We start from the raw sequence: 25849 nt of genomic DNA on the forward strand, positions 1-25849 counted from the left end.
AATACAAAGCGTTTACATATTTTTTAACCGCAGATTATACACATTTCACAGAATATTAGTAACTTTGCAGGTTGAAATGGACTTTAAACTGACTTCTAAATACAAACCTACTGGTGATCAGCCAGAGGCAATTCGAGAACTGACCGACGGTGTAAACCGCGGTGACCGGGCCCAGGTATTGCTGGGTGTTACCGGATCAGGAAAAACATTTACGATGGCAAACGTGATTGCCAACGTGAACCGCCCTACCCTGATTCTTAGTCACAACAAGACCCTTGCAGCCCAGTTGTACGATGAGATGCGGGGCTTTTTCCCTGATAACGCCGTTGAGTATTATGTCAGCTATTATGACTACTACCAACCGGAGGCTTACCTGCCATCCAGTGATACGTATATCGAAAAGGACCTGGCTATCAACGAGGAGATAGACCGCCTGCGCCTTTCGGCCGTAAGCAGTTTGCTTTCAGGACGAAAAGATGTGGTCGTTGTATCTTCTGTTTCATGCATCTACGGCATGGGAAGTCCTAATGCCTTGTCAGAAAACGTGATAGAAATCCGCCAGGGGCAGAACATCGAGCGTAATGCTTTGTTAAGAAAATTAGTGCAGTCTCTCTACGTCAGGAACGACCTGGCGCTGGAACGTGGAAACTTCCGTGTGAAGGGTGATACCGTAGATATCTACATGGCCTACAGCGAGAAGATCCTGCGTATCAATTTCTGGGATGACGAGATTGACACGATCGAGGAATTGGAACCTGTCACCATGCTGCGTATGGGTCGCTATGCGGAGTATAAGATATACCCTGCCAACCTCTTTATGACTACGCAGGAGCAAACCAACAAGGCCATACATGATATTCAGGATGACCTCACCAAACAGGTGGCTTTCTTTGAGGAACTGGGCGACGGAATCAAGGCACAGCGCATCAAGGAACGCGTGGAATATGACATGGAGATGATCAAGGAACTGGGACACTGTTCCGGCATCGAGAACTATTCACGCTATTTTGACGGGCGTCAGCCTGGCGAGCGTCCATATTGCCTGCTGGATTTCTTCCCTGATGACTTCCTGCTCTTCATTGACGAGAGCCATGTGTCTGTACCCCAGATAGGTGCCATGTATGGTGGCGACCGTGCACGCAAGACGAACCTGGTGGAATACGGTTTCCGTCTGCCTGCGGCGTTCGACAACCGTCCGCTGACATTCGACGAGTTCCAGAAGGAGGTCAACCAGGTGATATATGTGAGTGCTACGCCTGCTGACTTTGAGCTGGAAGAGTCGGAAGGCGTTGTCGTAGAACAGGTGATCCGTCCTACCGGTCTTCTTGACCCTGAGATTGAGGTGCGTCCCAGCGAGCATCAGATTGACGACTTGCTGGAGGAGATCCGCATCCGTATAGAGCGTCAGGAACGTGTGCTGGTAACAACGCTGACAAAACGCATGGCGGAGGAACTGTCGGAATTCCTGTTGAACCACGGCGTGAACACAGCCTATATCCATAGTGATGTGGCCACACTGGACCGTGTGCAGATTCTGGAAAAACTGCGTCAGGGAGAATATGATGTGCTGGTGGGTGTCAACCTGCTGCGTGAAGGACTGGACCTGCCTGAGGTGTCGTTGGTGGCAATTCTCGATGCCGACAAGGAAGGATTCCTTCGCAGTCGCCGTTCGTTGGTTCAGACGGCCGGCCGTGCAGCCCGAAACATCAATGGCAGGGTGATTATGTATGCCGATACCATCACGCGCTCCATGCAGGAAACGATCGACGAGACCAACCGTCGCCGTATGAAACAGTTGCGCTATAACGAGGAACATCATATCACGCCAAAACAGGTGCAGAAGTCCTTGAAGAGTTCGCTGTCGCGCGACGACCGTCCGGATATCAAGGAACTCAAGCTGACTGCCACGACAAGCCAGCCTGCCAGCATGGCTGCAGACCCTATCGTAGAACGGATGACACGTCCGCAGATAGAGAAGCTCATTGCCGAGACAACCAAACGCATGAAGGAGGCTGCCAAGCAGTTGGACTTCCTGCAAGCGGCCCAGTATCGCGACGAGATTATCCGTCTGCAGAAGGAAATAGAACTGAAATAACGCAAGGAAATCCGTGTCTTGGTTGTATCTTGGCACGGATTTTGCTTTTAGGCATATCGGACAATTCTAAATATTAAAGATATGCAAAAAGGCAATATCGGGGTTACGACCGAGAACATTTTCCCCGTCATCAAAAAGTTTCTCTATAGCGATCAGGAGATTTTCCTTCGTGAGATGGTGTCTAACGCTGTGGATGCCACACAGAAATTAAAGACTCTCAAAGAGAAGGGTGAATATACTGGTGAACTGGATGACCTGACCGTACGCGTCAGCCTGGATACCGAAAAAGGTACCATCACCATCAGCGACCACGGTATCGGCATGACCGAGGAGGAGATTGACAAGTATATCAATCAGATAGCCTTCTCAGGCGTAACCGATTTCCTTGAGAAATATAAGGATAATGCCAACAATATCATTGGTCACTTCGGTCTGGGTTTCTACTCTTCATTCATGGTTTCCAAGAAGGTGGAGATTATCACCAAGTCATGGAAAGAGGGTTCAAAGGCCGTGAAATGGAGCTGCGACGGTTCGCCAGCCTATGAGATTGATGATGCTGAGCGCGAGGCTCACGGTTCCGACATCATCCTCTATGTCGATGATGACTCCAAGGAATTCCTCGATAAGTTCAAGCTTGAGGGACTGCTGAACAAGTATTGCAAGTTCCTGCCCGTTCCCGTGGCTTTTGGTAAGAAGACTGAGTGGAAAGACGGCAAACAGGTAGAGACAGCCGAGGATAACATTATTAATAATGTGGAGCCGCTGTGGACGAAGACTCCCTCTACGCTGAAGGATGAGGACTACAAGTCGTTCTACCGTACCCTCTACCCCATGCACGATGAACCTCTGTTCTGGATTCACCTGAACGTGGACTATCCATTTAACCTTACGGGTATTCTTTACTTCCCACGCATCAAGAACTCGCTGGAACTGCAGAAGAACAAGATTCAGCTCTACTGCAACCAAGTGTTCGTGACCGATCAGGTAGAGGGTATCGTACCTGAGTTCCTGACCCTACTTCATGGTGTTATCGACTCACCCGACATTCCTCTGAACGTGTCTCGTTCTTACCTCCAGAGCGACCGTGAGGTCAAGAAGATCTCTACCTATATCACCAAGAAGGTATCTGACCGACTGAAGGCTATCTTCAATGAGGACCGCAAGGCCTATGAGGAGAAATGGGACGACCTGAAGCTCTTCATCAACTACGGTATCCTGACCGAGGAGAATTTCTATGACCGTGCCAAGGACTTCTCACTCTTCAAGGATACAGAGGGCAAATACTTCACATTCGACGAGTACAAGACGCTCATCGAGGCTGCCCAGAAGGATAAGGACGGCAATCTGGTTTACCTCTATGCTACAAACAAGGACGACCAGTACTCTTATATCAAGGCTGCCCAGGACAAGGGCTACTCTGTGCTGCTCTTCGACGGACAGCTTGACGTACCCTGTATCCAGACCCTGGAGCAGAAGTTCGAGAAGAGCCATTTCACACGTGTAGACTCTGACACCGTAGATCACCTCATCCAGAAGGAAGACAAGCCCAAGACAGACCTGAGTGACACAGAGCGTGACAATCTGTCAGCCATGTTCCAGACTCAGATGCCTAAACTCGACAAGGCTGAGTTTATCGTTGAGGTGAACGCCCTGGGCAGCGAACAGCGTCCTGTTGTCATCACACAAAACGAGTGGATGCGCCGTATGAAGGAGATGAGCCGTTATCAGAGTGGCATGGGCTTCTACGGACAGATGCCCGACACATTCAACATCGTGCTGAATAGTGATCACGCCCTGATTAAGCGTGTACTTGGCGATGCTCAGGCCCAACTGGGTGAAGAGCTCAAGCCCATCGAGGGTGAAATCAAGGGACAGGAGGCTCGTCTGGCTGCGCTGAACCAGCAGACAGAGGGTAAGAAGCCTGAGGAAATCTCACAGGAAATCAAGGACGACAAGGCCAATACCCAGAAGGCTATCGACGAACAGAAAGAGAAGAAGGAAGGCGTGCTTCGCGGCTTTGCTGAGAAGAACGACGTCATCCATCAGCTCATCGACCTGGCCCTGCTCCAGAACGGTATGCTTAAGGGCGAAGCACTCGATAAGTTCCTGCAGCGTAGCGTTGAACTTATCAAGTAGAGATTACAAAATTACACTTCATAACAAGGGGACGGATATAAATCCGCCCCTTTTCTGTTTTACATAACAATTTTTTTCTACTCATTTTTAGGTATTCTCATTGAAAATTCGTAACTTTGCAGCCACGAAATTAATTTCACTATTTTAAAATAGGTAACAATGATTTATTCTAAGGAAGTTGAAAACATGTGCGTTGTGGCCAAAGGCCCCAACCACGGTCCTGCTCCCATCCCCGAAGAGGGCAAGTGGATTCAGGCCAAAGAGATCAAGGACATTTCGGGCTATACCCATGGTATTGGCTGGTGCGCTCCTCAGCAGGGTGCCTGCAAACTGAGCCTGAACGTAAAGGACGGCGTTATTCAGGAGGCTCTCGTTGAGACTATTGGTTGCACGGGTATGACTCACTCTGCAGCTATGGCTTCTGAGATTCTGCCTGGTAAGACCATTCTCGAGGCTCTGAACACCGACCTCGTTTGTGACGCTATCAACACCGCTATGCGCGAGCTGTTCCTGCAGATCGTTTACGGACGTACACAGAGTGCTTTCTCTGAGGGCGGTCTGGTTATCGGTGCTGGTTTGGAAGACCTGGGTAAGGGTCTGCGCTCACAGACTGGTACACTCTATGGCACCGTTGCCAAGGGTACCCGTTATCTGGAGCTCACCGAGGGTTACATCACCAAGCAGTTCCTGGATAAGGACAATCAGGTTTGCGGTTACGAGTACGTACACCTGGGCAAGATGATGGAAGCTATCAAGGACGGCATGGACGCCAACGAGGCTGTGAAGAAGTTCACAGGTTCTTATGGTCGTACAACTGCTGAGCAGGGAATTGTTAAGGCTATTGACCCACGTAAAGAGTAAGGAGGACAGAAATTATGATTAGAAAAGTATCATTCGAGAGCTACGAGCGTCGCATCAACCAGGTGCTGGCTGCTCTGAAGGAGAACGGCATCAATAGCATTGAAGAGGCTAACGAGATTTGCGAGAAGGCTGGCGTTGATCCCTATCAGATGTGTGAAGAGACCCAGCGTATCTGCTTCGAGAACGCTAAATGGGCATATGTTTGCGGTGCTGCCATCGCTATCAAGAAGGGCGTAAAGAGCGCTGCCGAGGCTGCTGAGGCTATCGGTATCGGTCTGCAGAGCTTCTGTATCCCCGGTTCTGTTGCTGACGACCGTAAGGTTGGTCTGGGTCACGGTAACCTGGCTGCCCGTCTGCTCCGCGAGGAGACCGAGTGCTTCGCATTCCTGGCTGGTCACGAGTCATTCGCTGCTGCCGAGGGTGCTATCAAGATTGCCGAGAAGGCTAACAAGGTGCGTAAAAAGCCCCTCCGCGTTATCCTGAACGGTCTTGGTAAGGACGCTGCTATGATCATCAGCCGTATCAACGGTTTCACATACGTACAGACTCAGTTCGACTACTACACTGGTGAGGTGAAGGTCGTTAAGGAAGTTCCTTATTCTGACGGTCCCCGCGCTAAGGTAAAGTGCTACGGTGCTGACGACGTTCGTGAGGGTGTTGCTATCCTGTGGAAGGAGAACGTTGACGTATCAATTACGGGTAACTCTACCAACCCCACTCGTTTCCAGCACCCCGTTGCTGGTACCTACAAGAAGGAGCGCGTGCTCGCTGGCAAGCCCTACTTCTCAGTAGCTTCAGGTGGTGGTACCGGTCGTACTCTGCACCCCGATAACATGGCTGCAGGTCCTGCTTCATACGGTATGACCGATACTATGGGTCGTATGCACTCAGACGCTCAGTTTGCAGGTTCTTCTTCTGTTCCTGCACACGTAGAGATGATGGGCTTCCTGGGTATTGGTAACAACCCCATGGTAGGTGCTACCGTTTCTATCGCAGTAGAGATTGACCTCGCCCTGAACAAGAAGTAATTCCTACATTACTTGTATATAAAAAGACGGACGTGATAGTTTTCACGTCCGTCTTTCATTTATATACGTCGTTATCCTACAGATAATCTTATTGATGATTAACTTCCACCAGTTTAATCATCATCACGAGTGACTCGGCACTACCCTTGAGTATCGTGTAGGTTGTACCAGATGTCAGGGCGATGGGCTGTAACTCATAGTAGGCACCAGCAGTATTCTCGGTACCACTAACGGTGGTCTTCACGTCGTTGAGTTTGACGTCACGTCCTGACTTTGCCGTAGCCAGGACAAGAATCATGTTGTAATCCTTCTGAGGGGTGAAGCAGATGGCGCCCTTACTGTCGAGTTTAACACCTTTCTTCAGATAAGTACCGTCATAGGTTATCTTACCATCGCCATAAGCGGTGGTAGAACTGACGGTGAACATCGAATTTGAAGGCGACCCGTCAAAAGTACAGATGATGTTACCTTCCTGAGGTTCCGGATCGGGCGTCGGATCGGGTGTGGGGTCAGGGTCGGCCGTAACAGCACCCATGTCACCATAAATTTTCACCAACGAACTGCTATAGGCTTCGAGTTTATTCGAGAGGTCAAGGATGACATCGTAGTTCGCATCCTCCGTCGCATTATTAAAGGTATACTGGAAGTCACCATGTTCACAGCGGCCTGCACCATACCAACCAGTAACAACAGCAGGCACATCCTGAGTGTCTGTAGGCGTGTAGGTATAGAAATCAGCATCGGTATCAAAGTTATTATAGCCCGTACCTCCCTGAAGGGTAACGACTTCCGCAGGCACCTGGTCACCACGGTTCTCCACTACATAGGCATCAAAATGCTTACTGTAAGTTGTATGCCCAGACACATAAGGCTCGAAACTCTTCTGACCGGTCATAAAATTATCGTAGGCCTTGATGATACCACCGTCTTCACTGGAGAATGTGCCTTTCGTATCAGCAGCCGAACCAACGCCATTATGGATGTCAGACCCCTGTTTGGAAATCAGCATGGGATATTTGCAGTTGCGGAAGTAATTCTTCTCCACAAAGATACATGAGCCGGTGGTTGCACCAACGCCATACTTCGCATTACCATCGAAATAGTTGTTGTACACATGCAGATGTTTCGACTTACGTACACGCGGATGACGAGAGTCGGAGTGGTCGTACCAGTTATGGCGATAGGTCACGTAATCCACCTCATCACCATTCGAGTTGAGGTTACACTTACCGCTGTCCCAGAAATGGTTGTCGCTAACCGTGCAATAGAACGTACCCTTTACATCGAAAGAGCCATCGCCCTTAGCCTTGTCGCCACCATGATTCCTGCCATAGAAAATGTCAAGGTTGTGTCCCCATACATGTTCATTATCCGTATCAAAACTGATGCCATCCTCTTCATGCATCATCACGCCGAGATTTCGCAGTTCCACATATCTGCAGGCACGTACCAGGACACCGAAGCCGTGAAAAGTAGCATCGGAACCGACGCCCTCAATAGTGAGGTTCATATTCTGTCCTTTGCCTTTCACCTGCAAACCGATACTGCTGCTACCCAGCGTAGGCATATCGTCCATCTTCAGCAAACCGATGATACGGATGGCCAACGGACGCGTCTCAACACCTTTTTCATAAGCCTGGATGATACTCTGGATACCGGTACGCGTCTCATATTTATTACTTCCGACCTGCATCTCGAGGGTTACCGTCTTGGCATTCGCCTTACTGACATAGAGCACACGTGCATCAGACTTCAGCGTACCATCATTATTGTAGGCACCGATACCTGCCGTTGCCTGATGATGCGCATAACCATCACGGTTGTAATTCCTGACCACAAGTCCGGAAACCACATTAGCACCAGCCTCTACCTCCGTATCATCAATAACAGGTACCACCTTCAAGGCATACTCACCAGCTTTCAGGCCCATGGCATCAGCACGGTTATAGGTGCCGTAACTACGGATTAGCTGGTCATCAATACGGGTAAAATCAGCATACTTTCCTCCCTTCACATAGACATGATAAGTAGTGGCGCCGGCATAATCGGCAAATTTCACGAAAGCCGATTCCAGCCATCCTTGTGCATCGACAATCTGAACACCTTGCGCATTCGAGAGTTTCTTGGTAAAGACGATACCCGACACGGAACCATTGAAGACATCTGTCCCTGTCCCCAAATTCACGGTGATGCATCCTGTAGCCTGATCCAGGTCTATAGCCGACACATCCGTCGTATTATAGTATTTCTTGTCGCCCGATGTCTGAATAATCTGCGCCTGATTCACATTGAAATCCCGTGCCACGGCATGCGTGACAACATCCTGGGCCTGTGCTCCTACCATTGAGAGAAGAGCACATACAGAAAGAAGGAATTTTTTCATCTTGATACTTGTTAGGTTAGCGCTTGATGAATTTCACGACCTGCTTGCCGGCTTTCATCAGATAGACACCCTTCTTCAGGGATGTCATCTTGAGAATGGTCAAATCCTCGGAAGCATGCGTTGTGAGCACCTGTTTGCCATCAGCATTATAGATGAGGATCTCTGTTCCAGGTTCAAGTCCCTCGATAGAGAATGTCTTGTTGACGGCATTCCTGATAGTGCCGATAGCAGTAAGGTCTTCAGGCGTGAACGATAGTATGACGTTTTCCATATCAGCCGTTTGTGCGGTCTGGTCGCTAAACGTCAGAACGACATTATCGCCCTCGAAGGTGATACGGGCAACCACCTTCTCCACCTTCTCACCATTAATCACCAACGTCTGCACATTCCCGGCCTGTGCCGTGAAGGCAACAGACAGCAGACAAGCCATAGTAAATAGTTTTAGTTTTTTCATTTGTTTTTATTCAGTTAGTTATTGGAGTCTATTTATCGGGAGGCATGGAAACCTTCCATATTCTCATATTTCCGTTTCATCAAACGGATATAGATATGACGGAGCCATAACGGATGAGCCAGGGTCAGTATCAGTCCTACGGTTCCCAGCACCAAGTAGGCCGTGGTCTCATTGAACAGCAGCACCAGAACAGCCACCAGCACCAGGGGTGAGAACATGGCAAACATCTGGATAATCATCTGTACACCATTCTCTATATTATTCTTTCCCGTGATTTTCTGGTTCAGGGGAATCGTCTGCTTGTTGTATACAGCCAACTGAAACAACGTGAAATAAAGTAATCCGCTGGACAGCAACAGATAGGCCACCATCATCAGCATCGAGAATTTGCCTGCGACGACTGCCGGTAACATCAGCAGCATTGGCACTATGAGGATAGCCACATGGAAATAATACTTTGCCTTGAGCAGGGAGAGTATATTCTCTTTATGGGTCATCAGAAGGTCGATATAGTTACCCTCCGGTCCCATGATTTTCACCAACGTGGTCATACCATAGAGGCCAAAGCAATAGAAGCACCAGAAGTTGAGCATCATCTTGCCATCATAGATAGATGTATAAGAGATGAGTAATGTCAGGACGATAATCAGCGCCAGACTCATGATGACACGTGAACGGATAGCCTTATTACGGAAGATAGACTTGAGTTCCAGTTTCAGATACTCACCGGTCTGTCCGAAGCGCTCCAGGAAGGTGTACTGATAGACCTTCTTCATGGCAGCCTCCTTCTTGTCCAACTTCATAATCTCTTCACGCACATAACGGAACTGCATCCAACGGTTGAGCATGAACAGACCCGAGAGCAGTACGGCACAGAAGAGGAAGAAATACCAGGTTGAAGTGAAATCGCAGAGGAAATCTATCTGTTTGTCCATCCACTTCTCATTGATAGCAATCGGCAACCAGAAACCGCCATATACCAGGACAGGCAGCACCCACCACAGGATAGAACGGGCTGTCAACGTGCGTACGATGAGATAGAACTGACTATTGGCAAGTGTCAATAAGATGCCACAAAGAATAATCAACAGAGCTGTAGCAAATGAGGCACCGCCACAAAGCACGATGAAAGCGTATGGCAGATAGAGCGCCAGCCACACCCAGTTGTAGCCAGCCAGAAGCGTGTTCACCAGGAATGTCTCAATCACAGAGTGAAACGGCATGGGTTGCAGCAGGTAGGGCTTCACCATCATGGCAGGCGTCTGCTGAACGGCAAAACGCGAACCGAAATCGATAGCCAGCCACAGGGGCGACATGGCCAGGACCATCGTGAACATACGTGCCTCGCTGGCCGGCATGGCCAACATAGTGCCCAGGAATATCAGGTAGATAGTCATCATACCTGCGCCAAGATACATCATGACCTTGGCAACAACATTCTGGTCGAAGGCCGGATTACGACGCAGGGCAAGACTATTCTGCTTACGCAGCAGCAGGAGAAGGCGTAGGCGATTCATATTATCTCAGGTCAATGACCTCGGCAGAGGGGAAATCCTTGGAATTGAAACGGAACTCGGAATCAGGCAGTTTTGAAGTCACCAGATTACTAATCACAAAAGTGGTCCACTTCTGCTTCTGCAACAGTTTCACCTCTGTAGGATGATACGTCTTCTTGTCTACGGTAATAAACATCTCCCTGACACGACGGCTCTGATCCTTAGCCGTGAGATGCACCTTGTACGACTTATCCGTCTGGGTCATGGTGTACTTGAATCCCTTCTTATACATATTCACGAAGTTATAGGGATTGAGCACCTGAAGCTGCGACTCTGAGGGATTTGCCACATTGACCTCTTCAGTCTTTGACATATAGGTCCAGAGTGTCTTTCCGTCAAACCACATCGTTGCGACTGGTGTGGTGGCATGAAACATCTTTCCCTTAACGGCAATCTTTCCGCTGGCATCGCCATATTGGGCACTTGTCATGGAGAAATCAGCTTTCACGCCCTCGCGTGCACTCACCTTTGCCGCACATTTATCAAGCACCTCCTTGGCGCTCTGTGCCTGTACGCTACTAACTGTAAAAAGACTGAATACTATTGATAATGCTAATATATACTTTTTCATATCCTGAACAATTTTTAGTTATTTATCTTAAAGAACTCAATAGATTCTCGAGGCTCATATCATCCTGAATCAATACCTCACGCGGCTTGGAACCATGAGCAGCACCTACGATACCGGCTTTCTCCAACTGGTCCATCAATCGGCCGGCACGGTTATAGCCAATGGCGAACTTACGTTGAATCAGACTGGTAGAACCGCTCTGTTCGTGAACAATCAGACGGGCGGCATCATCAAACATCGGATCCAGATGACTCAGGTCGGCATCATTGCTGCCTGATGACATACCATCACTCTCGCTAACGGGAGGCTCTGGCAACTCATAAGGCTCCAGATAGCCCTGCTGCTGAGCAATAAACTGGTTGATATTATCTACCTCAGGGGTGTCAACAAACGCACATTGCACACGCACTGGATCGTTGCCCTGCAGATACAACATATCACCTCGGCCAATCAACTGCTGGGCACCCATACGGTCGAGGATGGTCTTAGAGTCGATACCCTGACTCACCTTAAAGGCAATACGTGCAGGGAAGTTGGCCTTGATAGTACCCGTAATGATATTCGTCGTAGGACGCTGGGTAGCAATAATCATGTGGATACCTACGGCACGTGCCTTCTGGGCGATACGGGCGATAGGCAACTCAATCTCCTTACCGGCAGTCATGATCAAGTCACCAAACTCATCGATGACCACGACGATATACGGCATATACTTATGTCCCTTCTCAGGATTCAGCTTACGGGCAATGAACTTCTTGTTGTAGTCCTTGATATTTCTCTCGCCTGCTGCCATCAGCAACTCGTAGCGGGCATCCATCTCTACACAGAGGCTCTGCAGCGTGCGGATTACCTTTGACGTATCTGTAATGATGGGCGATGCATTGTCATCGGGGACTTTTGCCAAAAAGTGGTTGGCTATTTTTGCATAGATAGAGAACTCCACCATCTTGGGGTCCACCAGCACAATTTTCATCTCTGCCGGATGCTTCTTATATAATAAAGAGGTGAGGATGGCGTTCAGACCTACTGACTTACCCTGACCAGTAGCACCTGCCACCAGGAGGTGAGGCGCCTTCGCCAGGTCGAACATAAACACCTCATTGGTGATGGTCTTACCCATGGCACAGGGCAACTCCATCGTGGTCTCCTGGAATTTCTTGGAGTTCAGGATGGATTCCATTGACACGATATTGGCTTTCGCATTGGGCACCTCAATACCGATAGTACCTTTGCCAGGGATAGGTGCGATAATACGGATACCCAGAGCCTTCAGACTCAAGGCGATATCATCCTCCAGGTTACGGATCTTAGCGATACGCACACCCTGGGCAGGGGTAATCTCGTACAACGTAATGGTAGGACCTACGGTAGCACGGATAGACGAAATCTCAATGCCGAAATTACGCAGCACCTCAATGATGCGGTTCTTGTTGGCATTCTGCTCATCCATATCGATATAAGGCTTTCCGTCGCTTTCATAAGTCTGCAGGAGGTCGAGCGTTGGATAATGATAATTCTCCAGGTCGCGCTTGGGGTCATAGGGCTCCATATTCTCAAATGCCGTCTCGTTCACGTTCTGTCCGTCGGCTTTCTCTACATCCTCAGCCACTACAATATCCATATCGGTATCATCCTGACCCTTGCTATTGCCGGCAGGCTCCTTGACGTCTGAATCATCGATGACCACAGGCTTTTCATTATAGGCAGGCTCCTGATGGTCAAACACAATCTCTTCTGTCGTGGGGTCGTCAAACACCTCGGGGTCTTCCTCTGTCTGAATCAGGTTCTCGTAAGAACTGGGCTGTTCCCCGTCTTCTTCCTTCGCGGTATTCGTCACAGTAAACTTCACCCTCTCCAGGAATTTCGTGGGATTCAGAATCTTGCGAATCCAGATAATGGTCTGATTGCTCACATAGCCCAGGAAACACAAAGCCACCAAGGCAAGGATGGCAACCAATCCAGGCAAACCAACATAGCGCGAAATGAAATCACCGATATACAAGCCGTGTTCGCCACCCAGACAGAAATGCGACTCGTTGACGATGGGATTTACAAACATGGCAAGAGCCACCGACGACCAAACCGTCAGCAGGGCAATGCAGAAAAACCATTTCAGCAAAGACACTCTGTAGGCGCGCATCAGGGCAAGTGAAAGCATCACCAGGAACAAGGGAATACCGAAGGCAGCCAGGCCGAAACATCTGTTCATGAAGTAATACGACATCCATGCACCTAAGCTACCGATGGCATTCTTGAAGAGTTCGTTCTGGTTCTCCATATCACCAGAACGCAAGTTCTCTATGATACTCTGATCATAAGCTCCTGTAGTAAAAAAGGATACAAACGACCAAGCCATACAGATGGAGATGGCCAATAATATGATGCCGAGAAAGAAATGTACTTTCTCACTCCTTGTAAAATCCAAGATTTTTGAAAAGCCCGTTGCTTCACCCAAGGTTGTAGTATTAGCTTTATTCTGACTTCTTTTAGTCTTTTTCTTGTCTGTATTCCGTGACATTTTCTTTATTATTCGTTAATTCTTTTGCAAAGGTAGAAAATAAATATGAATTAAAGTATAAGATTTATGAAATATTTTGTATTTTTGCACCTCGAAAAGGAAAGAAGATGCTTAAAACAATATACAACAAGTACGATAAGGCATTGATTTCATCGCTTCCCATAGCGCAATTCCAAGGGAAAATCATTGTCGTTCTAACGCCAGGAGAAACAGAAAAAGCTGTGCGTTTCCTATTGTCGCAACCTATACTGGGCTTCGACACAGAGACGCGTCCGTCTTTCAGAAAAGGTCATCAGCATAAAGTTTCCCTCCTGCAGGTGGCCACACCAGACATCTGTTTTCTGTTCAGGCTCAACTATACGGGACTGACAGACTCACTCATCCAGCTCCTGGAAGACGAGAGTGTATTGAAGATTGGTCTCTCGTGGCACGATGACATCAACTCACTCCATAAGCTCAAGGAATTCAAAATGGGCAGATTCATCGACATCCAACATCATGCCAAAGAACTGGGTATCGAGGATTTGAGTCTGCAGAAAATCTATGCCAACCTGTTTGACCAGAAAATCAGCAAACGCCAGCAATTGAGCAACTGGGAAGCCGACATCCTGACAGACAAGCAGAAGTCCTATGCTGCTACCGATGCATGGGCATGCATACAAATATACAACGAGATTATAAGACTCAAAGAGACAAGGGATTACAAACTAATTATTAAAGCAGAAGATAAGAATGAAGCAAGTATATCTGAAAAGGGGTAAAGAAGAAAGTCTGTTACGTTTCCATCCATGGGTTTTCTCAGGTGCCATCCATCATCTTGACGATGGCATTGAGGAGGGCGACGTGGTACGTGTCGTATCAGAAAAGGGCGTTTTCATCGCTGTAGGTCACTATCAGCAAGGCTCTATTTCCGTACGCGTACTCACCTTTAATGATGTAGAAATAGATGACGCTTTCTGGCACTCTCGCATTCAGTCGGCCCTCAACATGCGTCAGGACATCGGGTTGGCCAACAGTAGCAATACCAATGCCTTCCGATTGGTGCATGGTGAAGGTGACTTGCTACCAGGACTGATTATCGACGTCTATGATAAGACCGCCGTGATGCAGGCTCATAGCATTGGCATGCACATGTCGCGCCACGCTATTGCAAAAGCCCTGGCTGAGGTCATGAAGGGTCGTATTGAGAATATCTACTACAAGAGTGAGACCACCCTACCCTTTATGGAGCCCGAGAATGGATTCCTGCTTGGTAATAGTGATGATAACATCGCCATTGAAAACGGCCTGCGTTTCTATGTGGACTGGCTCCGTGGCCAGAAGACCGGTTTCTTCGTGGACCAGCGCGAGAACCGCGCTTTGCTGGAAAAATATGCCAAGGGTAAGCGTGTTCTCAATATGTTCTGCTATACAGGTGGTTTCTCGTTCTACGCCATGCGCGGTGGTGCCCAGCTGGTACACTCTGTCGACAGTTCTGCCAAGGCTTTCGAGCTGACCCGTCGCAATGTAGAACTCAACTTCCCTGGCGACCCACGTCATGAGGCTTTCTGTGAGGATGCCTTCAAGTATTTGGACAGCTCATCACACACTTACGATCTCATTATCCTTGACCCACCAGCTTTTGCAAAGCATCGTGGAGCGCTGCATAATGCTTTGAAGGGATACACCCGTCTGAATGAGAAGGCATTCGAGAAGATTGAGAAAGGTGGCATCCTGTTCACATTCTCCTGCTCTCAGGTGGTCTCCAAGGATCATTTCCGCAATGCCGTATTCACGGCTGCAGCACAGGCCAAGCGCAAGGTGCGCATCCTGCACCAGTTGCACCAGCCTGCTGATCACCCCATCAATATCTACCACCCAGAGGGTGAGTATCTGAAGGGCCTCGTACTCTATGTTGAATAAAGTTAGGCAGTATATCTCCGAACATCGTTTGCTGGATGCAGACAAACGCTATCTGGTGGCCCTCAGTGGTGGCGCCGATAGCGTCTGTCTGCTTCTTGTTTTAAAACAACTGGGTTATCAGGTGGAGGCCGCCCATTGTAATTTCCTGTTGCGTGGCGACGAGAGCCATCGTGACGAAGCCTTTGTCCAGACGCTCTGCAACGAGCACGATATCCCCTTCCATGTCATCCATTTCGACACACGCACTTACGCCCAATTGCATAAGGTCAGCATCGAGATGGCAGCCCGCGACCTGCGTTATCAGTATTTCGAGAATCTCAGACGTGATATTCAGGCAGAGGGTATCTGCGTGGCCCATCACCAGGACGATTCCGTAGAGACCATACTCATGAATCTGATACGTGGAACAGGTATTCACGGACTCTCAGGCATCAAGCCTCGCAATGGTTTTATTCTCCGTCCCCTGCTCTGTGTCAGTCGCAAGGAGATTGAAGCATGGCTGGCCGGGCAACATCTGACTTATGTCACCGACTCCACCAATCTGGAGGCCGATGTGGTACGCAACAAACTGCGTTTGAACGTCATTCCACAACTGCAAGCCATCACGCCGAGTGCCGTCGGCAATATTCTCCAGACGGCCCAACACATTAGCGAGGCTACCACCGTCTATGACCATTATATGCAGGAGGCCATTGGCCGCCTGGTAGATAATGATTCCATCCCTATCGACACTCTGCTTCAGGAGCCATCTCCCGAAAGTATCCTGCACCAGTGGCTCAGTCCCCTCGGCTTCACTTCCGCCTTGATTGAGAACATCTGGCAGTCGGTAGCCACATCACAGTCGGGCGCAGAGTGGTATTCATCCACCCATCAGCTCACCATCTGTCGCGGCAAACTTATCGTGGAACCCAAACAGGCAGAGCGCCCTACCCTACGTATTCCTGAGACTGGAGTATATATCTACGATGACAACACCAAAATACGTTTATCAACGAAAGAAGGTGCCAATATCATCCCAACACCTACTATCGCCTGTCTAGATGCTGAGAAAGTAAAATTTCCTGTTATTTTACGACCTGTTGAAAAAGGTGATCGTTTCACGCCCTATGGCATGAAAGGTTCAAAACTTATCAGCGACTATCTCACCGACCTACATCTCTCCGTCTTCGAGAAACGTCGCACCCTGGTATTATGCCAGTCTGATGGCACCATCCTCTGGCTCGCAGGCTACCGCCCAGATGCCCATTTCTGCGTCACTTCATCTACCCACTCCACCCTTATTATTACACTGGAGATACAAGAATAATTCAAATCTCCAAGAAGCACTAATGACTTCCAATATATAAGAATATCATTCCAAGGAGAACCAATGCCAGGTCAACAGCCTTAGCCTTCAGGTTCTTCTCGCGGAAGAACATCGCCCCACAAAGGAACGACACGATGACCGAACCACGACGTACCATTGACACGATACTGATCATGGCCTCTGGCAAAGAGAGCGAATAGAAATACATGAAGTCGGCCGTGGACAAGAACACGCTGACGCCAATGATAGCCCAGTCCCAGTGGAAAGGCGTTGTCTGATTGTGTTTTGGCCACCACAAGAGCAGTAACATCACCAGCATCATGAAACACTGGTAGATATTATACCACGATTGAACCATCATACGATCCAGTCCTACACCACCCTGACCTGCTGGTGCCATCAGATACTTATCGTACAGGCCGCTGACAGCTCCCAGCGCAGCAGCGCCTACAATCATATATATCCAATGATCATGCTTGAAGTCGATACCTTCCTTCTTTCCGCTACGACTGAGCAACAGGAATGATATGACAGCAAGTGACACACCCACCCATTGCCACACATTCAGTCGCTCGCCAAAGAACAGTAACGCACCTACCAGCACCATCACCGGTCGCGTGGCGTTGATAGGTCCAACGATGGTAAGCGGCAGATGCTTCATACCGAAATAGCCCAGTATCCATGAAGAGAGTACGATAAGTGCTTTCAACACGATAAACTTATGAACCTCCCAACCACCACTGGCCACATGGAAGATGCTGCCATCAAGCATATCCGTCATACCGCTCAATAGGATAAACGGCAGGAATATCAGCGATGAGAACAGCGTGTTAAGAAACAAAATTGGAATGACGGCGTTATCCTTCAATGCCTTTTTCTTCAGGGAATCATAGATACCCAAAAAGGCAGCCGACAAAAATGCTAAGATTAACCACATAATTAATATTTAATATCTACTAGGAAAAGGGCATTGCCCGGCATCGACTCGCCAGCCTCCGTACGGCGTTTGCCCTCTATCACACGACGAAAATCATCTATTGTCATTCTACCCCGGCCAACCTCAATCAACGTACCGACAACGGCACGCACCATATTACGCAGGAATCTGTTGGCCGAAATCTCGAAATACCATGTTGACGGGGATGTCTGATGCCACTCAGCACACGTCACCTTACAGAGCGTAGTCTTCACATCTGCATGACTCTTGCAGAAAGCACCAAAATCTTCATACTCCAGGAGCATCCGTGCTGCCTCGTTCATCTTTTGGAAATCCAGCGGATAATGTAATTCGCAGGAATAATGACGCGCAAAAGGAGACTTTACTGTATGTACATAATAATAATAGGTGCGCGAGGTAGCAGAGAACCGGGCATGCAAGTCATCGCTGACAGGTTCTACTTTCTGCACAGCGATATCCTGTGGCAGCAGTTTGTTCAACTTATATGCCAACTGTTTGCAATCAACAGCAGACTCCGTATCGAAATGAGCCACCATCATCTTGGCATGCACCCCCGCATCCGTACGTCCGGCACCGGTAATCTGTATCTCTTCGCGAAGCAATAGCGACAAGCCCCGCTGCAGTTCACCTTGCACAGAGATACCATTAGGCTGTACCTGCCATCCGTGGAAACGTGTTCCATCGTAACTCAGTGTTATAAAATATCTCATTCCTTCGTACTATAAAGTGTTATGTTACAATCAGAACCTGCAGCATATTTCACAATCAGTTCCTTCAGATATTCCGCATTGGCCATGACACGTTCACGATTACCGTCGTACCCATTGACCAGTACCACCAGGTGGGTCGTCTCCAACGTCATCTTCGTACGCTCATTGTCGCTCGTGGGAGTTCCTACTCCACCCTGAGCATCACGGTATACGGGCAGTCCGGCAATATTAAGCATCCCACGACCGATTCCCTCGTAGGGTTCACCCTCACGACCAATACCAAGTGTCAGCGTGTCACCCACGAACTTATCGGCATCAAAGCCGCCAATGCTGTAACCATAGGCTATCGAAGCCACATTCACCAAGTCCACAAGGGTGTCTATCTGGTAGAGTTCCTTCCCTTGCAACATACGTCGGATCAGTTGCTCACTGGCGGGACGATAACGTGAAGGATCCTTCCCGCATGCCTTGTAAACCCTACGGGTAGCGGCAATAGAAGGAAGTTCCTTAAGCGACTCGGTGGTCAACTCCTGACGACACTTGTCTCCCAGGCGACTGATCTCATCCCATAATTCAGCATGATACGACGTATTCCGTACCTGAGCTTCAACACAAGCACCTACGAATTCAGGACAAACCTGTTCTATTTCTTTTGATACAATAATCTTCATGCCAACATCTCCAGGAATTCATCCTCACTCACAATCCTCACGCCCAACTTCTGGGCTTTCTCCAGCTTCGATGGTCCCATGTTCTCTCCGGCAAGGATGAAAGAGGTCTTACCACTAATCGAACCAACATTCTTACCTCCATTCTGCTCGATAATGAGTTTATACTCATCACGGCTATGATGGGCAAACACACCGCTTATCACGATACTCTGACCTGCCAGCTTATCACTTGCGGGCATCGTCTGCTCTTCCGATAATGCCATCTGCAAACCGTATCCGCGGAGACGTTCTATGATTGTTTGGTTCTCTGGATCATGGAAATAGGAAATGATACTCTTTGCCATCACCTCACCGATACCTTCCACCTCCTGCAGTTCCTCCAGTCCGGCATTCATCAATGCATCCATCGACTTGAAGTGGCGTGCCAGCAAACGAGCCGAGGTCTCACCTACAAAACGGATACCCAGTGCGAAGACAACGCGCTCGAAGGGCACTTCCTTCGATTTCTGTATACCGTTGACGATACGCTGGGCCGATTTCGTACGCGAGCCGTCACCATTAATCTGCTGTACCTCGATATCATACAAGTCAGCAATGTTATGGATAATCCTGCGCTGATAGTATTCATTCACGGTCTCAGGACCAAGAGAATCGATATTCATCGCCTTACGGGCAATGAAATGTTCGATGCGTCCCTTAATCTGCGGCGGACAACCGGCATCGTTGGGACAATACCATGCAGCCTCGCCCTCATAGCGCACCAACGGTGTGCCACATTCCGGACAGCGCTTGATGAACTGTACGGGCTGCGAGATGATAGGACGCTCATCAATGTTCACACCCACAATCTTGGGGATAATCTCACCACCCTTTTCCACATAGACCATATCACCGATGTGGAGGTCGAAACTACGGATAAAATCCTCGTTATTCAGCGTTGCACGCTTCACGACAGTACCTGCCAGCTGTACAGGTTCCATGTTGGCAACAGGCGTCACCGCGCCAGTACGACCTACCTGGTAAGTCACTTCCAGCAGACGCGTGCATTCACGCTCAGCCTTGAATTTATAGGCGATTGCCCAGCGCGGGCTCTTGGCTGTATATCCTAATGAACGTTGCTGTCTTAACGAGTTAACTTTCAGCACAATACCATCCGTAGCAACAGGCAGGTTCTTGCGTTCGGTATCCCAATAGTTAATGAAGTCGATAATCTCTTCTACGGTCTTCACCTTGCGCATACCCTCGGATATCTTGAATCCCCAGTTGCGCGCTGCTTCCAGGTTCTCAAAGTGTCCGTCGGCAGGTAATTCCTCGCCTAGCAAGTAGTAGAGATACGCATCCAGCGAGCGTTGTGCGACAACCCTTGAGTCCAAGCTCTTCAAGGTACCACTGGCCGCATTTCTGGGATTGGCAAAGAGCGGTTCCTCAGCAGCCTCACGTTCAGCATTCAGTCGCTCGAACGAAGCCCACGGCATCAGAATCTCTCCACGAATCTCAAATTCCCTTGGATACCCTTTTCCTGGAAGTATCAGCGGAATGGTGCGAATGGTCTTCACATTCTGCGTCACATCATCACCCTGCACACCATCGCCACGTGTCACGGCCTGCATCAGATGTCCATCGACATAAGTCAACGAGATACTCAGTCCGTCGTATTTCATCTCGCAGCACACTTCGAAATCCTCGCCGGCCAATCCCTTACGCACACTTTCATACCAGTCACGTACGTCCTGCTCATTGTAGGTATTTGCCAGCGAAAGCATCGGATAACGGTGGGCTACCTGACGGAATCCCGTCTGCAAGTCACTGCCCACGCGCTGGGTTGGCGAGTTAGGATCAGCCATTTCAGGATGACGTGCTTCCAAGTCCTGCAACTCATGCATCATCAAATCAAACTCCTGATCACCAATCACCGGCTGATTCAGCACATAATAGCGATAGTTATGCTCATGCAACTCTTGTCGCAGTTGTTCTATTCTTTGTTTTTCGTCCATAGGTTCTTCTTTTCAATCCGCAAAATTACAAAAAATATACCGCTAACAACACAAAACGCGCAAAAAATTTGTATGATTAAAGAAAAAACGGTAAATTTGCAGATTATGAAACCAAATCAAAGAAAAATAAGTACTCAGGATAAGAAAAAACTGATTACATCGGCATGCGTGACATTCATCATTGGCTTTGCCGGTGTGGGCATTATCAGTCTGTTCACCAACACTAACGAGAACGATACCGCACAGGCACAAGCACCTATTGAGACCGTCCAGGAGCCCCAGCCCAAGGAGCAATTCGACGATAGCAAGGTGCAGGAATTCAAGAGCCAGCTGGAAAGCGACAATCTGCTCTACGTCTATGTTGACAACATGTACGAGTGGCTTCAGGACAGTATCAACGCATCCCATTGTGATTCCACCTTTATCAATCTGGTCAATGGCTATCATGATATCGTGACGATGCTGGGCGAAGGAAAACTTGAGGAGGTGATCCAATACCAGAATGAGCATCAGGTGCTCAGCGACAACCATCTGTGGCAGATTCGTGCTGCATACAAAGGCTGGCGTGACGAGTCAGGCGAACACGAATACGATGCCAACAGCAGCAAGGAGGCCAAGGCGCAGTTTGAGCGCGACTACAAGGACATCGTGTCCTTCAATGAGATATACATGATACACGAAGGAAAAACAGAAATAGCAGAGTAAACACACATTTTTATATGCGAATAGACATTATTACCGTACTGCCCGAGATGCTCGAGGGCTTTGTACACGAATCTATATTGGCACGTGCCGAGAAAAAAGGACTGGCCGAAATACGCCTTCATAATCTGCGTGACTATACACTCGACAAATGGCGCCGCGTAGACGACTATCCCTATGGCGGTAGTGCCGGTATGGTGATGCAATGCGAGCCAATTGACCGTTGCATCACAGCCTTGAAAGCAGAACGCGACTACGACGAAGTCATTTTCACCTCACCCGACGGTGAGCGCTTCGACCAACATATGGCCAATGAACTGTCGCTCAAAGGCAACCTTATCATCCTGGCAGGTCATTACAAGGGTATTGACCAGCGCGTGCGCGACCACCTGATTACCCGCGAAATATCTATTGGCGATTTCGTGCTTACGGGTGGAGAACTCGTTGCTGCGATGATTGCCGATGCTGTGGTACGCGTAGTACCAGGCGTCATTGGCGACGAACAAAGTGCCCTCTCCGACTGTTTCCAGGACGACATCCTCGCAGCGCCTATCTACACCCGTCCTGCCGACTATAAAGGCTGGAAAGTGCCCGATATCCTGCTGAGCGGTAACGAAGCAAAGATACGCGACTGGGAAATGGAACAAGCCATGGAGCGTACCAAGCGACTGCGTCCTGACCTGCTGAAAAAATAATCAGATTATTAAAGTTGAAACAATAAAGAATCCCAGCCACCTGACAGTGACTGGGATTTGCGTTGTAATATCAATGATATTGCTTTACAGCGAACTTACTCAGCTACGGGAGCCTCTGCTTCCTGAGCAGGAGCCTCTTCAACAGCAGGAGCTGCTACTTCCTCAGCGGGAGCACCCTCGGCAACAACCTTAACGGGAATCTCAGCGCTTACTTCCTTGTGGAAGCGAACAACAGCAACATAGTCGCCAACCTTCTTAATATCCTTCAGGACGATGATCTTACGATCAACTTCCTTGCCCAGCTTAGCGAGCTCCTCAGCAACGGTCATGTTAGTAACAGAACCATAGAGCTGACCAGTAGCGCTAACCTTAGCAGCGATAGTAAGTGCAACACCCTCGAGAGCGGCAGCCTTCTCTTCAGCGGCAGCCTTCAGAGCAGCCAACTTGTGAGCCTGCTGCTTCAGGTTCTCAGCGAGAATCTTCTTAGCAGAGGGAGAAGCGATAACGGCCTTACCCTGAGGAATCAGGTAGTTACGGCCATAACCCGACTTAACATTTACGATATCGTTCTTGAATCCCAAGCCGATAACATCTTCTTTCAAAATCAATTCCATTCTTGCGTCCTCCTTTGTTTATTTCATCAAATCGGTTACGTAAGGCAGCAATGCAATCTGACGTGCACGCTTAACGGCCTGAGCCACACGGCGCTGGTACTTCAGAGAGGTACCGGTGATGCGACGGGGCAGAATCTTACCCTGCTCGTTCAGGAACTTCTTCAGGAACTCGGGATCTTTGTAGTCGATGTACTTGATACCGCTCTTCTTGAAACGACAGTACTTCTTCTTCTTTGTATCGATAGAAGGAGCAGTCAAATAACGGATTTCACTCTGTTCTGCCATAATTTAAGCCTCCTCTTTTTTACCAAGCTTGCTACGACGCTTCTCAGCATATTCAGCAGCATACTTGTCAAGTTTAACAGTCTGGAAACGGATAACCTTCTCGTCACGACGATAGGCAGTCTCCAATGTCTTAATCACAGCTGGCTCAGCGTTGAATTCGATGAGGAAATAGAAGCCAGAGGTCTTCTTCTCAATCTGGTAAGCCAGTTTCTTCAATCCCCAGGCCTCTTCGTTCACGATCTCAGCGCCTTTGTCGGCGAGAACCTTCTTGAACTTAGCGACCGTTTCCTTTGTCTGTTCGTCAGACAAAACGGGAGTTAAAATGAAAACGGTTTCGTACTTATTCATACGTTTAATTAAAAAGTTAAAATAATATTATTTTGCAAAATGCGGGCGCAAAGGTACGACTTTTTCGTGAATTAACAAAACTTTTCGTACTTTTACGCCCACAATTTAACATATTATATGAGATTTGGGCTATTTTCCCAGTGCTTCACACTCTTTTTGCCATAAAGTACTGAATGCATCACTTGGCATTCGCCAGTCTCCACGGGGTGACAGACTGACACTTCCCACCTTGGGCCCGTCGGGCAGACAAGAGCGTTTGAACTGCTGGTTAAAGAAGCGACGGCAGAACGTCTGCAGCCAATGACAAATGGTGTCATCATCATATTTCCCCTCGAAGGCATGTTGTGCCAGCATGAATATCTTCGAAGGACGGAATCCCCAGCGCAACATATAGTAAAGGAAGAAATCATGAAGCTCATAGGGACCTACGAGGTCTTCCGTCTTCTGCTGGATATTTCCCTGTTCATCGGCAGGTGTCAGTTCTGGCGAGATAGGCGTTTCTATCACATCAATCAGCACATCACGCTGTTCGGCAAATGCGGGCAACTGTGCCAGATAGCGAATCAGATACTGTACCAGCGTCTTGGGAACGCCGCCATTGACGCCATACATAGACATGTGGTCACCATTATACGTACACCAGCCCAAAGCCAGTTCTGAGAGGTCGCCCGTACCGATAACCATACCGCCTACCTGATTGGCTACATCCATTAATATCTGCGTACGCTCGCGCGCCTGCGAGTTCTCATAGGTCACATCATGAACAGCGGCATCATGGCCGATATCCTCAAAATGCTGGGTGACACTCTTGGCAATACTGATTTCCCGCTGGGAGATACCCAGGGAAGTCATCAGACTGACAGCATTATCGTGCGTGCGGTCGGTAGTGCCGAAGCCAGGCATGGTGATACCGATGATACCCTTGCGTGAGAGCCCCAGCTTATCGAAAGCACGTACCACGACGAGCAGTGCCAGCGTAGAGTCGAGACCACCGCTGATACCAATCACCGCCTTGTCGCAATGCGTATGGTGCAACCGGCGACAGAGTCCCATCGTCTGGATATTCAGGATCTCCTCGCACGAAGAAGTCATCTGTCCATCTTCAGGGATAAACGGATGCGGATTGACCGGACGAACCAGTTCGAAGGGACGCGCGTTGACGCTCTTCGCATAGACGACACGTGCCGTAGCACCATCCTGTGCCGTGCGGAACGTCGTGTTATTCTGTCGCTCACCGCGCAGACGCTCCACGTCAATCTGCTGAATCTGCAACTGAGGCTCCAATGAGAAGCGGTCACCCGTAGCCAGCTGTCGTCCATTCTCGAAAATCATAGCGTTACCGCCATACACCACATCCTGCGTGGACTCGCCAAAGCCGCAACTGCTATAGACGTAGCCACACATCATGCGGGCACTCTGCTGAGCCAGCAGTGAACACAGATAGTTGTGCTTGCCCAGCAGTTCATCCGTTGCCGACAGGTTCAGGATGATATCCGCCCCAGCCAGCGCCAGGTTATTACTTGGAGGCAGCGGTGCCCATACATCCTCACAAATCTCAATACCGAAACCAACCCCGTCGCAAGTACGGAAGACGATAGGTTCTGCAGACACATGAATCAGACTGCCAGCCAGATAGATATCCTGCGGCATGAGGTCGGCAGCAGAAGCAAACCAGCGCTTCTCGTAGAACTCACAATAATTGGGCAGATAAGTCTTGGGAACAACACCCAGGATGGTGCCACCCTGTACGACAACGGCACAATTATAAAGCAGTGGACCGATGCGCACAGGCACACCTACCACACTGATGATATCCAGCTTGCGGGTGAAGTCGAGCAACTTGATGATAGCCTCCTCGGCCTTCTCGAGCAACAACTGCTGACGGAACAGATCCTGACAAGTGTAACCCGTGACAGACAGCTCCGGGAACACGATGACCTCAGCACCTTTTCCCTCAGCCTGGGCAATGAGGTTCTCTATCTGTTGAACGTTATAGTCCACATCGGCTACGCGCACACCTGGTATGGCAGCAGCCACTTTGATTAATCCGTACTTCATTGAT

General features: G+C 49.0%; 22 protein-coding genes. 9 read left to right on the forward strand and 13 right to left on the reverse strand.

From position 1 onward, the window contains the following. Window positions 1-76 precede the first annotated feature (76 nt). The 4 genes from uvrB (at window position 77) to L6466_RS07415 (ending at window position 6120) form a co-directional block, all read left to right on the forward strand. A complete protein-coding gene (uvrB, locus tag L6466_RS07400) occupies window positions 77-2095 on the forward strand; it encodes an excinuclease ABC subunit UvrB (RefSeq protein WP_091818542.1) in 2019 nt (672 codons plus the stop codon). Between the two features lie 81 nt (window positions 2096-2176). Further along, window positions 2177-4231 (forward strand): molecular chaperone HtpG, encoded by a 2055-nt coding sequence (htpG, locus tag L6466_RS07405; RefSeq protein WP_091818543.1) that lies wholly within the window; start codon window positions 2177-2179, stop codon window positions 4229-4231. 159 nt (window positions 4232-4390) lie between these two features. After that, entirely contained in the window at window positions 4391-5092 is a 702-nt protein-coding gene (locus tag L6466_RS07410) for an iron-sulfur cluster assembly scaffold protein (protein WP_027450376.1), read from the forward strand. Window positions 5093-5106: 14 nt separating this feature from the next. Next, entirely contained in the window at window positions 5107-6120 is a 1014-nt protein-coding gene (locus L6466_RS07415; RefSeq protein ID WP_091818544.1) for a GGGtGRT protein, read from the forward strand. A gap of 88 nt (window positions 6121-6208) precedes the next feature. Here L6466_RS07415 and L6466_RS07420 read toward each other — a convergent pair whose 3' ends face one another. The 5 genes from L6466_RS07420 to L6466_RS07440 are packed head-to-tail and all read right to left on the reverse strand — an operon-like array spanning window position 6209 to window position 13602. Beyond that, window positions 6209-8503, reverse strand: a complete 2295-nt coding sequence (locus L6466_RS07420) for a pectate lyase family protein (RefSeq protein WP_237803315.1) — start codon at window positions 8501-8503, stop codon at window positions 6209-6211. A gap of 16 nt (window positions 8504-8519) precedes the next feature. Beyond that, entirely contained in the window at window positions 8520-8957 is a 438-nt protein-coding gene (locus L6466_RS07425) for a T9SS type A sorting domain-containing protein (RefSeq protein WP_237803314.1), read from the reverse strand. Between the two features lie 32 nt (window positions 8958-8989). Then, a complete protein-coding gene (locus tag L6466_RS07430) occupies window positions 8990-10474 on the reverse strand; it encodes a DUF5687 family protein (protein ID WP_237803313.1) in 1485 nt (494 codons plus the stop codon). A gap of 1 nt (window position 10475) precedes the next feature. Then, window positions 10476-11084, reverse strand: coding sequence for an outer membrane lipoprotein periplasmic chaperone LolA1 (gene lolA1, locus L6466_RS07435; protein ID WP_237803312.1), 609 nt, complete (start codon window positions 11082-11084; stop codon window positions 10476-10478). Window positions 11085-11106: 22 nt separating this feature from the next. After that, entirely contained in the window at window positions 11107-13602 is a 2496-nt protein-coding gene (locus tag L6466_RS07440; protein WP_237803310.1) for an FtsK/SpoIIIE family DNA translocase, read from the reverse strand. 107 nt (window positions 13603-13709) lie between these two features. Between L6466_RS07440 and L6466_RS07445 the strand changes: the two genes are divergently transcribed. From L6466_RS07445 to tilS, 3 genes are read left to right on the forward strand one after another with little or no spacing between them, the layout of a single operon-like run. Next, complete coding sequence (locus tag L6466_RS07445; RefSeq protein WP_091818600.1) at window positions 13710-14363, forward strand: 3'-5' exonuclease; 654 nt, start codon at window positions 13710-13712, stop codon at window positions 14361-14363. Next, window positions 14335-15504, forward strand: a complete 1170-nt coding sequence (locus tag L6466_RS07450; RefSeq protein WP_237803308.1) for a class I SAM-dependent rRNA methyltransferase — start codon at window positions 14335-14337, stop codon at window positions 15502-15504. Before L6466_RS07445 ends, L6466_RS07450 begins: the two co-directional genes overlap by 29 nt. After that, window positions 15494-16810 (forward strand): tRNA lysidine(34) synthetase TilS, encoded by a 1317-nt coding sequence (gene tilS, locus L6466_RS07455; protein ID WP_237803306.1) that lies wholly within the window; start codon window positions 15494-15496, stop codon window positions 16808-16810. Before L6466_RS07450 ends, tilS begins: the two co-directional genes overlap by 11 nt. Before the next feature lie 19 nt (window positions 16811-16829). Here tilS and L6466_RS07460 read toward each other — a convergent pair whose 3' ends face one another. From L6466_RS07460 to ligA, 4 genes are read right to left on the reverse strand one after another with little or no spacing between them, the layout of a single operon-like run. Next, the gene (locus L6466_RS07460; RefSeq protein ID WP_091854676.1) at window positions 16830-17747 is read right to left on the reverse strand and encodes a DMT family transporter; all 918 of its coding nucleotides are present in this window, start codon (window positions 17745-17747) and stop codon (window positions 16830-16832) included. A gap of 2 nt (window positions 17748-17749) precedes the next feature. Continuing rightward, the gene (gene truA, locus L6466_RS07465) at window positions 17750-18478 is read right to left on the reverse strand and encodes a tRNA pseudouridine(38-40) synthase TruA (protein WP_091818553.1); all 729 of its coding nucleotides are present in this window, start codon (window positions 18476-18478) and stop codon (window positions 17750-17752) included. Next, on the reverse strand, window positions 18475-19149 hold the full coding sequence (locus L6466_RS07470) for a B3/B4 domain-containing protein (RefSeq protein WP_091818554.1): 675 nt from the start codon (window positions 19147-19149) through the stop codon (window positions 18475-18477). Before L6466_RS07470 ends, truA begins: the two co-directional genes overlap by 4 nt. Further along, window positions 19146-21143 carry an NAD-dependent DNA ligase LigA gene (gene ligA, locus L6466_RS07475; protein WP_237796609.1) on the reverse strand — a complete coding sequence of 666 codons (1998 nt, stop codon included), beginning with the start codon at window positions 21141-21143 and terminating at the stop codon, window positions 19146-19148. The genes L6466_RS07470 and ligA overlap by 4 nt, the downstream gene beginning before the upstream one ends. Window positions 21144-21248: 105 nt before the next feature. Here ligA and L6466_RS07480 point away from each other — a divergent pair, with 105 nt between their 5' ends. Then, complete coding sequence (locus tag L6466_RS07480) at window positions 21249-21848, forward strand: hypothetical protein (RefSeq protein ID WP_237803304.1); 600 nt, start codon at window positions 21249-21251, stop codon at window positions 21846-21848. A gap of 14 nt (window positions 21849-21862) precedes the next feature. Further along, window positions 21863-22540 (forward strand): tRNA (guanosine(37)-N1)-methyltransferase TrmD, encoded by a 678-nt coding sequence (gene trmD, locus L6466_RS07485; RefSeq protein WP_091818557.1) that lies wholly within the window; start codon window positions 21863-21865, stop codon window positions 22538-22540. 95 nt (window positions 22541-22635) lie between these two features. On the opposite strand, the gene rplI is transcribed toward trmD, so the two are convergent. The 4 genes from rplI to L6466_RS07505 form a co-directional block, all read right to left on the reverse strand. Beyond that, the gene (gene rplI, locus L6466_RS07490; RefSeq protein ID WP_091818558.1) at window positions 22636-23154 is read right to left on the reverse strand and encodes a 50S ribosomal protein L9; all 519 of its coding nucleotides are present in this window, start codon (window positions 23152-23154) and stop codon (window positions 22636-22638) included. Between the two features lie 18 nt (window positions 23155-23172). Continuing rightward, window positions 23173-23439, reverse strand: coding sequence for a 30S ribosomal protein S18 (rpsR, locus tag L6466_RS07495; RefSeq protein ID WP_013064765.1), 267 nt, complete (start codon window positions 23437-23439; stop codon window positions 23173-23175). Window positions 23440-23442: 3 nt separating this feature from the next. Next, a complete protein-coding gene (gene rpsF / locus L6466_RS07500) occupies window positions 23443-23787 on the reverse strand; it encodes a 30S ribosomal protein S6 (RefSeq protein ID WP_091818559.1) in 345 nt (114 codons plus the stop codon). A 129-nt stretch (window positions 23788-23916) separates the two neighbouring features. Then, window positions 23917-25845 carry an NAD(+) synthase gene (locus L6466_RS07505; protein ID WP_237803302.1) on the reverse strand — a complete coding sequence of 643 codons (1929 nt, stop codon included), beginning with the start codon at window positions 25843-25845 and terminating at the stop codon, window positions 23917-23919. Window positions 25846-25849: the final 4 nt, after the last annotated feature.

Source organism: Prevotella communis (assembly GCF_022024175.1).
Taxonomy (GTDB): domain Bacteria; phylum Bacteroidota; class Bacteroidia; order Bacteroidales; family Bacteroidaceae; genus Prevotella; species Prevotella communis.

Bases quoted from the DNA above. Each gene is read 5' to 3' on its own strand.
- rpsF (WP_091818559.1), bottom strand. From the start codon at position 23,787: ATGAATAAGTACGAAACCGTTTTCATTTTAACTCCCGTTTTGTCTGAC.
- truA (WP_091818553.1), bottom strand. From the start codon at position 18,478: ATGAGATATTTTATAACACTGAGTTACGATGGAACACGTTTCCACGGA.
- L6466_RS07505 (WP_237803302.1), bottom strand. From the start codon at position 25,845: ATGAAGTACGGATTAATCAAAGTGGCTGCTGCCATACCAGGTGTGCGC.
- L6466_RS07425 (WP_237803314.1), bottom strand. From the start codon at position 8,957: ATGAAAAAACTAAAACTATTTACTATGGCTTGTCTGCTGTCTGTTGCC.
- lolA1 (WP_237803312.1), bottom strand. From the start codon at position 11,084: ATGAAAAAGTATATATTAGCATTATCAATAGTATTCAGTCTTTTTACA.
- L6466_RS07410 (WP_027450376.1), top strand. From the start codon at position 4,391: ATGATTTATTCTAAGGAAGTTGAAAACATGTGCGTTGTGGCCAAAGGC.
- rplI (WP_091818558.1), bottom strand. From the start codon at position 23,154: ATGGAATTGATTTTGAAAGAAGATGTTATCGGCTTGGGATTCAAGAAC.
- L6466_RS07450 (WP_237803308.1), top strand. From the start codon at position 14,335: ATGAAGCAAGTATATCTGAAAAGGGGTAAAGAAGAAAGTCTGTTACGT.
- L6466_RS07460 (WP_091854676.1), bottom strand. From the start codon at position 17,747: ATGTGGTTAATCTTAGCATTTTTGTCGGCTGCCTTTTTGGGTATCTAT.
- trmD (WP_091818557.1), top strand. From the start codon at position 21,863: ATGCGAATAGACATTATTACCGTACTGCCCGAGATGCTCGAGGGCTTT.
- L6466_RS07430 (WP_237803313.1), bottom strand. From the start codon at position 10,474: ATGAATCGCCTACGCCTTCTCCTGCTGCTGCGTAAGCAGAATAGTCTT.
- ligA (WP_237796609.1), bottom strand. From the start codon at position 21,143: ATGGACGAAAAACAAAGAATAGAACAACTGCGACAAGAGTTGCATGAG.
- L6466_RS07415 (WP_091818544.1), top strand. From the start codon at position 5,107: ATGATTAGAAAAGTATCATTCGAGAGCTACGAGCGTCGCATCAACCAG.
- L6466_RS07470 (WP_091818554.1), bottom strand. From the start codon at position 19,149: ATGAAGATTATTGTATCAAAAGAAATAGAACAGGTTTGTCCTGAATTC.
- L6466_RS07445 (WP_091818600.1), top strand. From the start codon at position 13,710: ATGCTTAAAACAATATACAACAAGTACGATAAGGCATTGATTTCATCG.
- htpG (WP_091818543.1), top strand. From the start codon at position 2,177: ATGCAAAAAGGCAATATCGGGGTTACGACCGAGAACATTTTCCCCGTC.
- L6466_RS07440 (WP_237803310.1), bottom strand. From the start codon at position 13,602: ATGTCACGGAATACAGACAAGAAAAAGACTAAAAGAAGTCAGAATAAA.
- rpsR (WP_013064765.1), bottom strand. From the start codon at position 23,439: ATGGCAGAACAGAGTGAAATCCGTTATTTGACTGCTCCTTCTATCGAT.
- L6466_RS07480 (WP_237803304.1), top strand. From the start codon at position 21,249: ATGAAACCAAATCAAAGAAAAATAAGTACTCAGGATAAGAAAAAACTG.
- L6466_RS07420 (WP_237803315.1), bottom strand. From the start codon at position 8,503: ATGAAAAAATTCCTTCTTTCTGTATGTGCTCTTCTCTCAATGGTAGGA.
- uvrB (WP_091818542.1), top strand. From the start codon at position 77: ATGGACTTTAAACTGACTTCTAAATACAAACCTACTGGTGATCAGCCA.
- tilS (WP_237803306.1), top strand. From the start codon at position 15,494: ATGTTGAATAAAGTTAGGCAGTATATCTCCGAACATCGTTTGCTGGAT.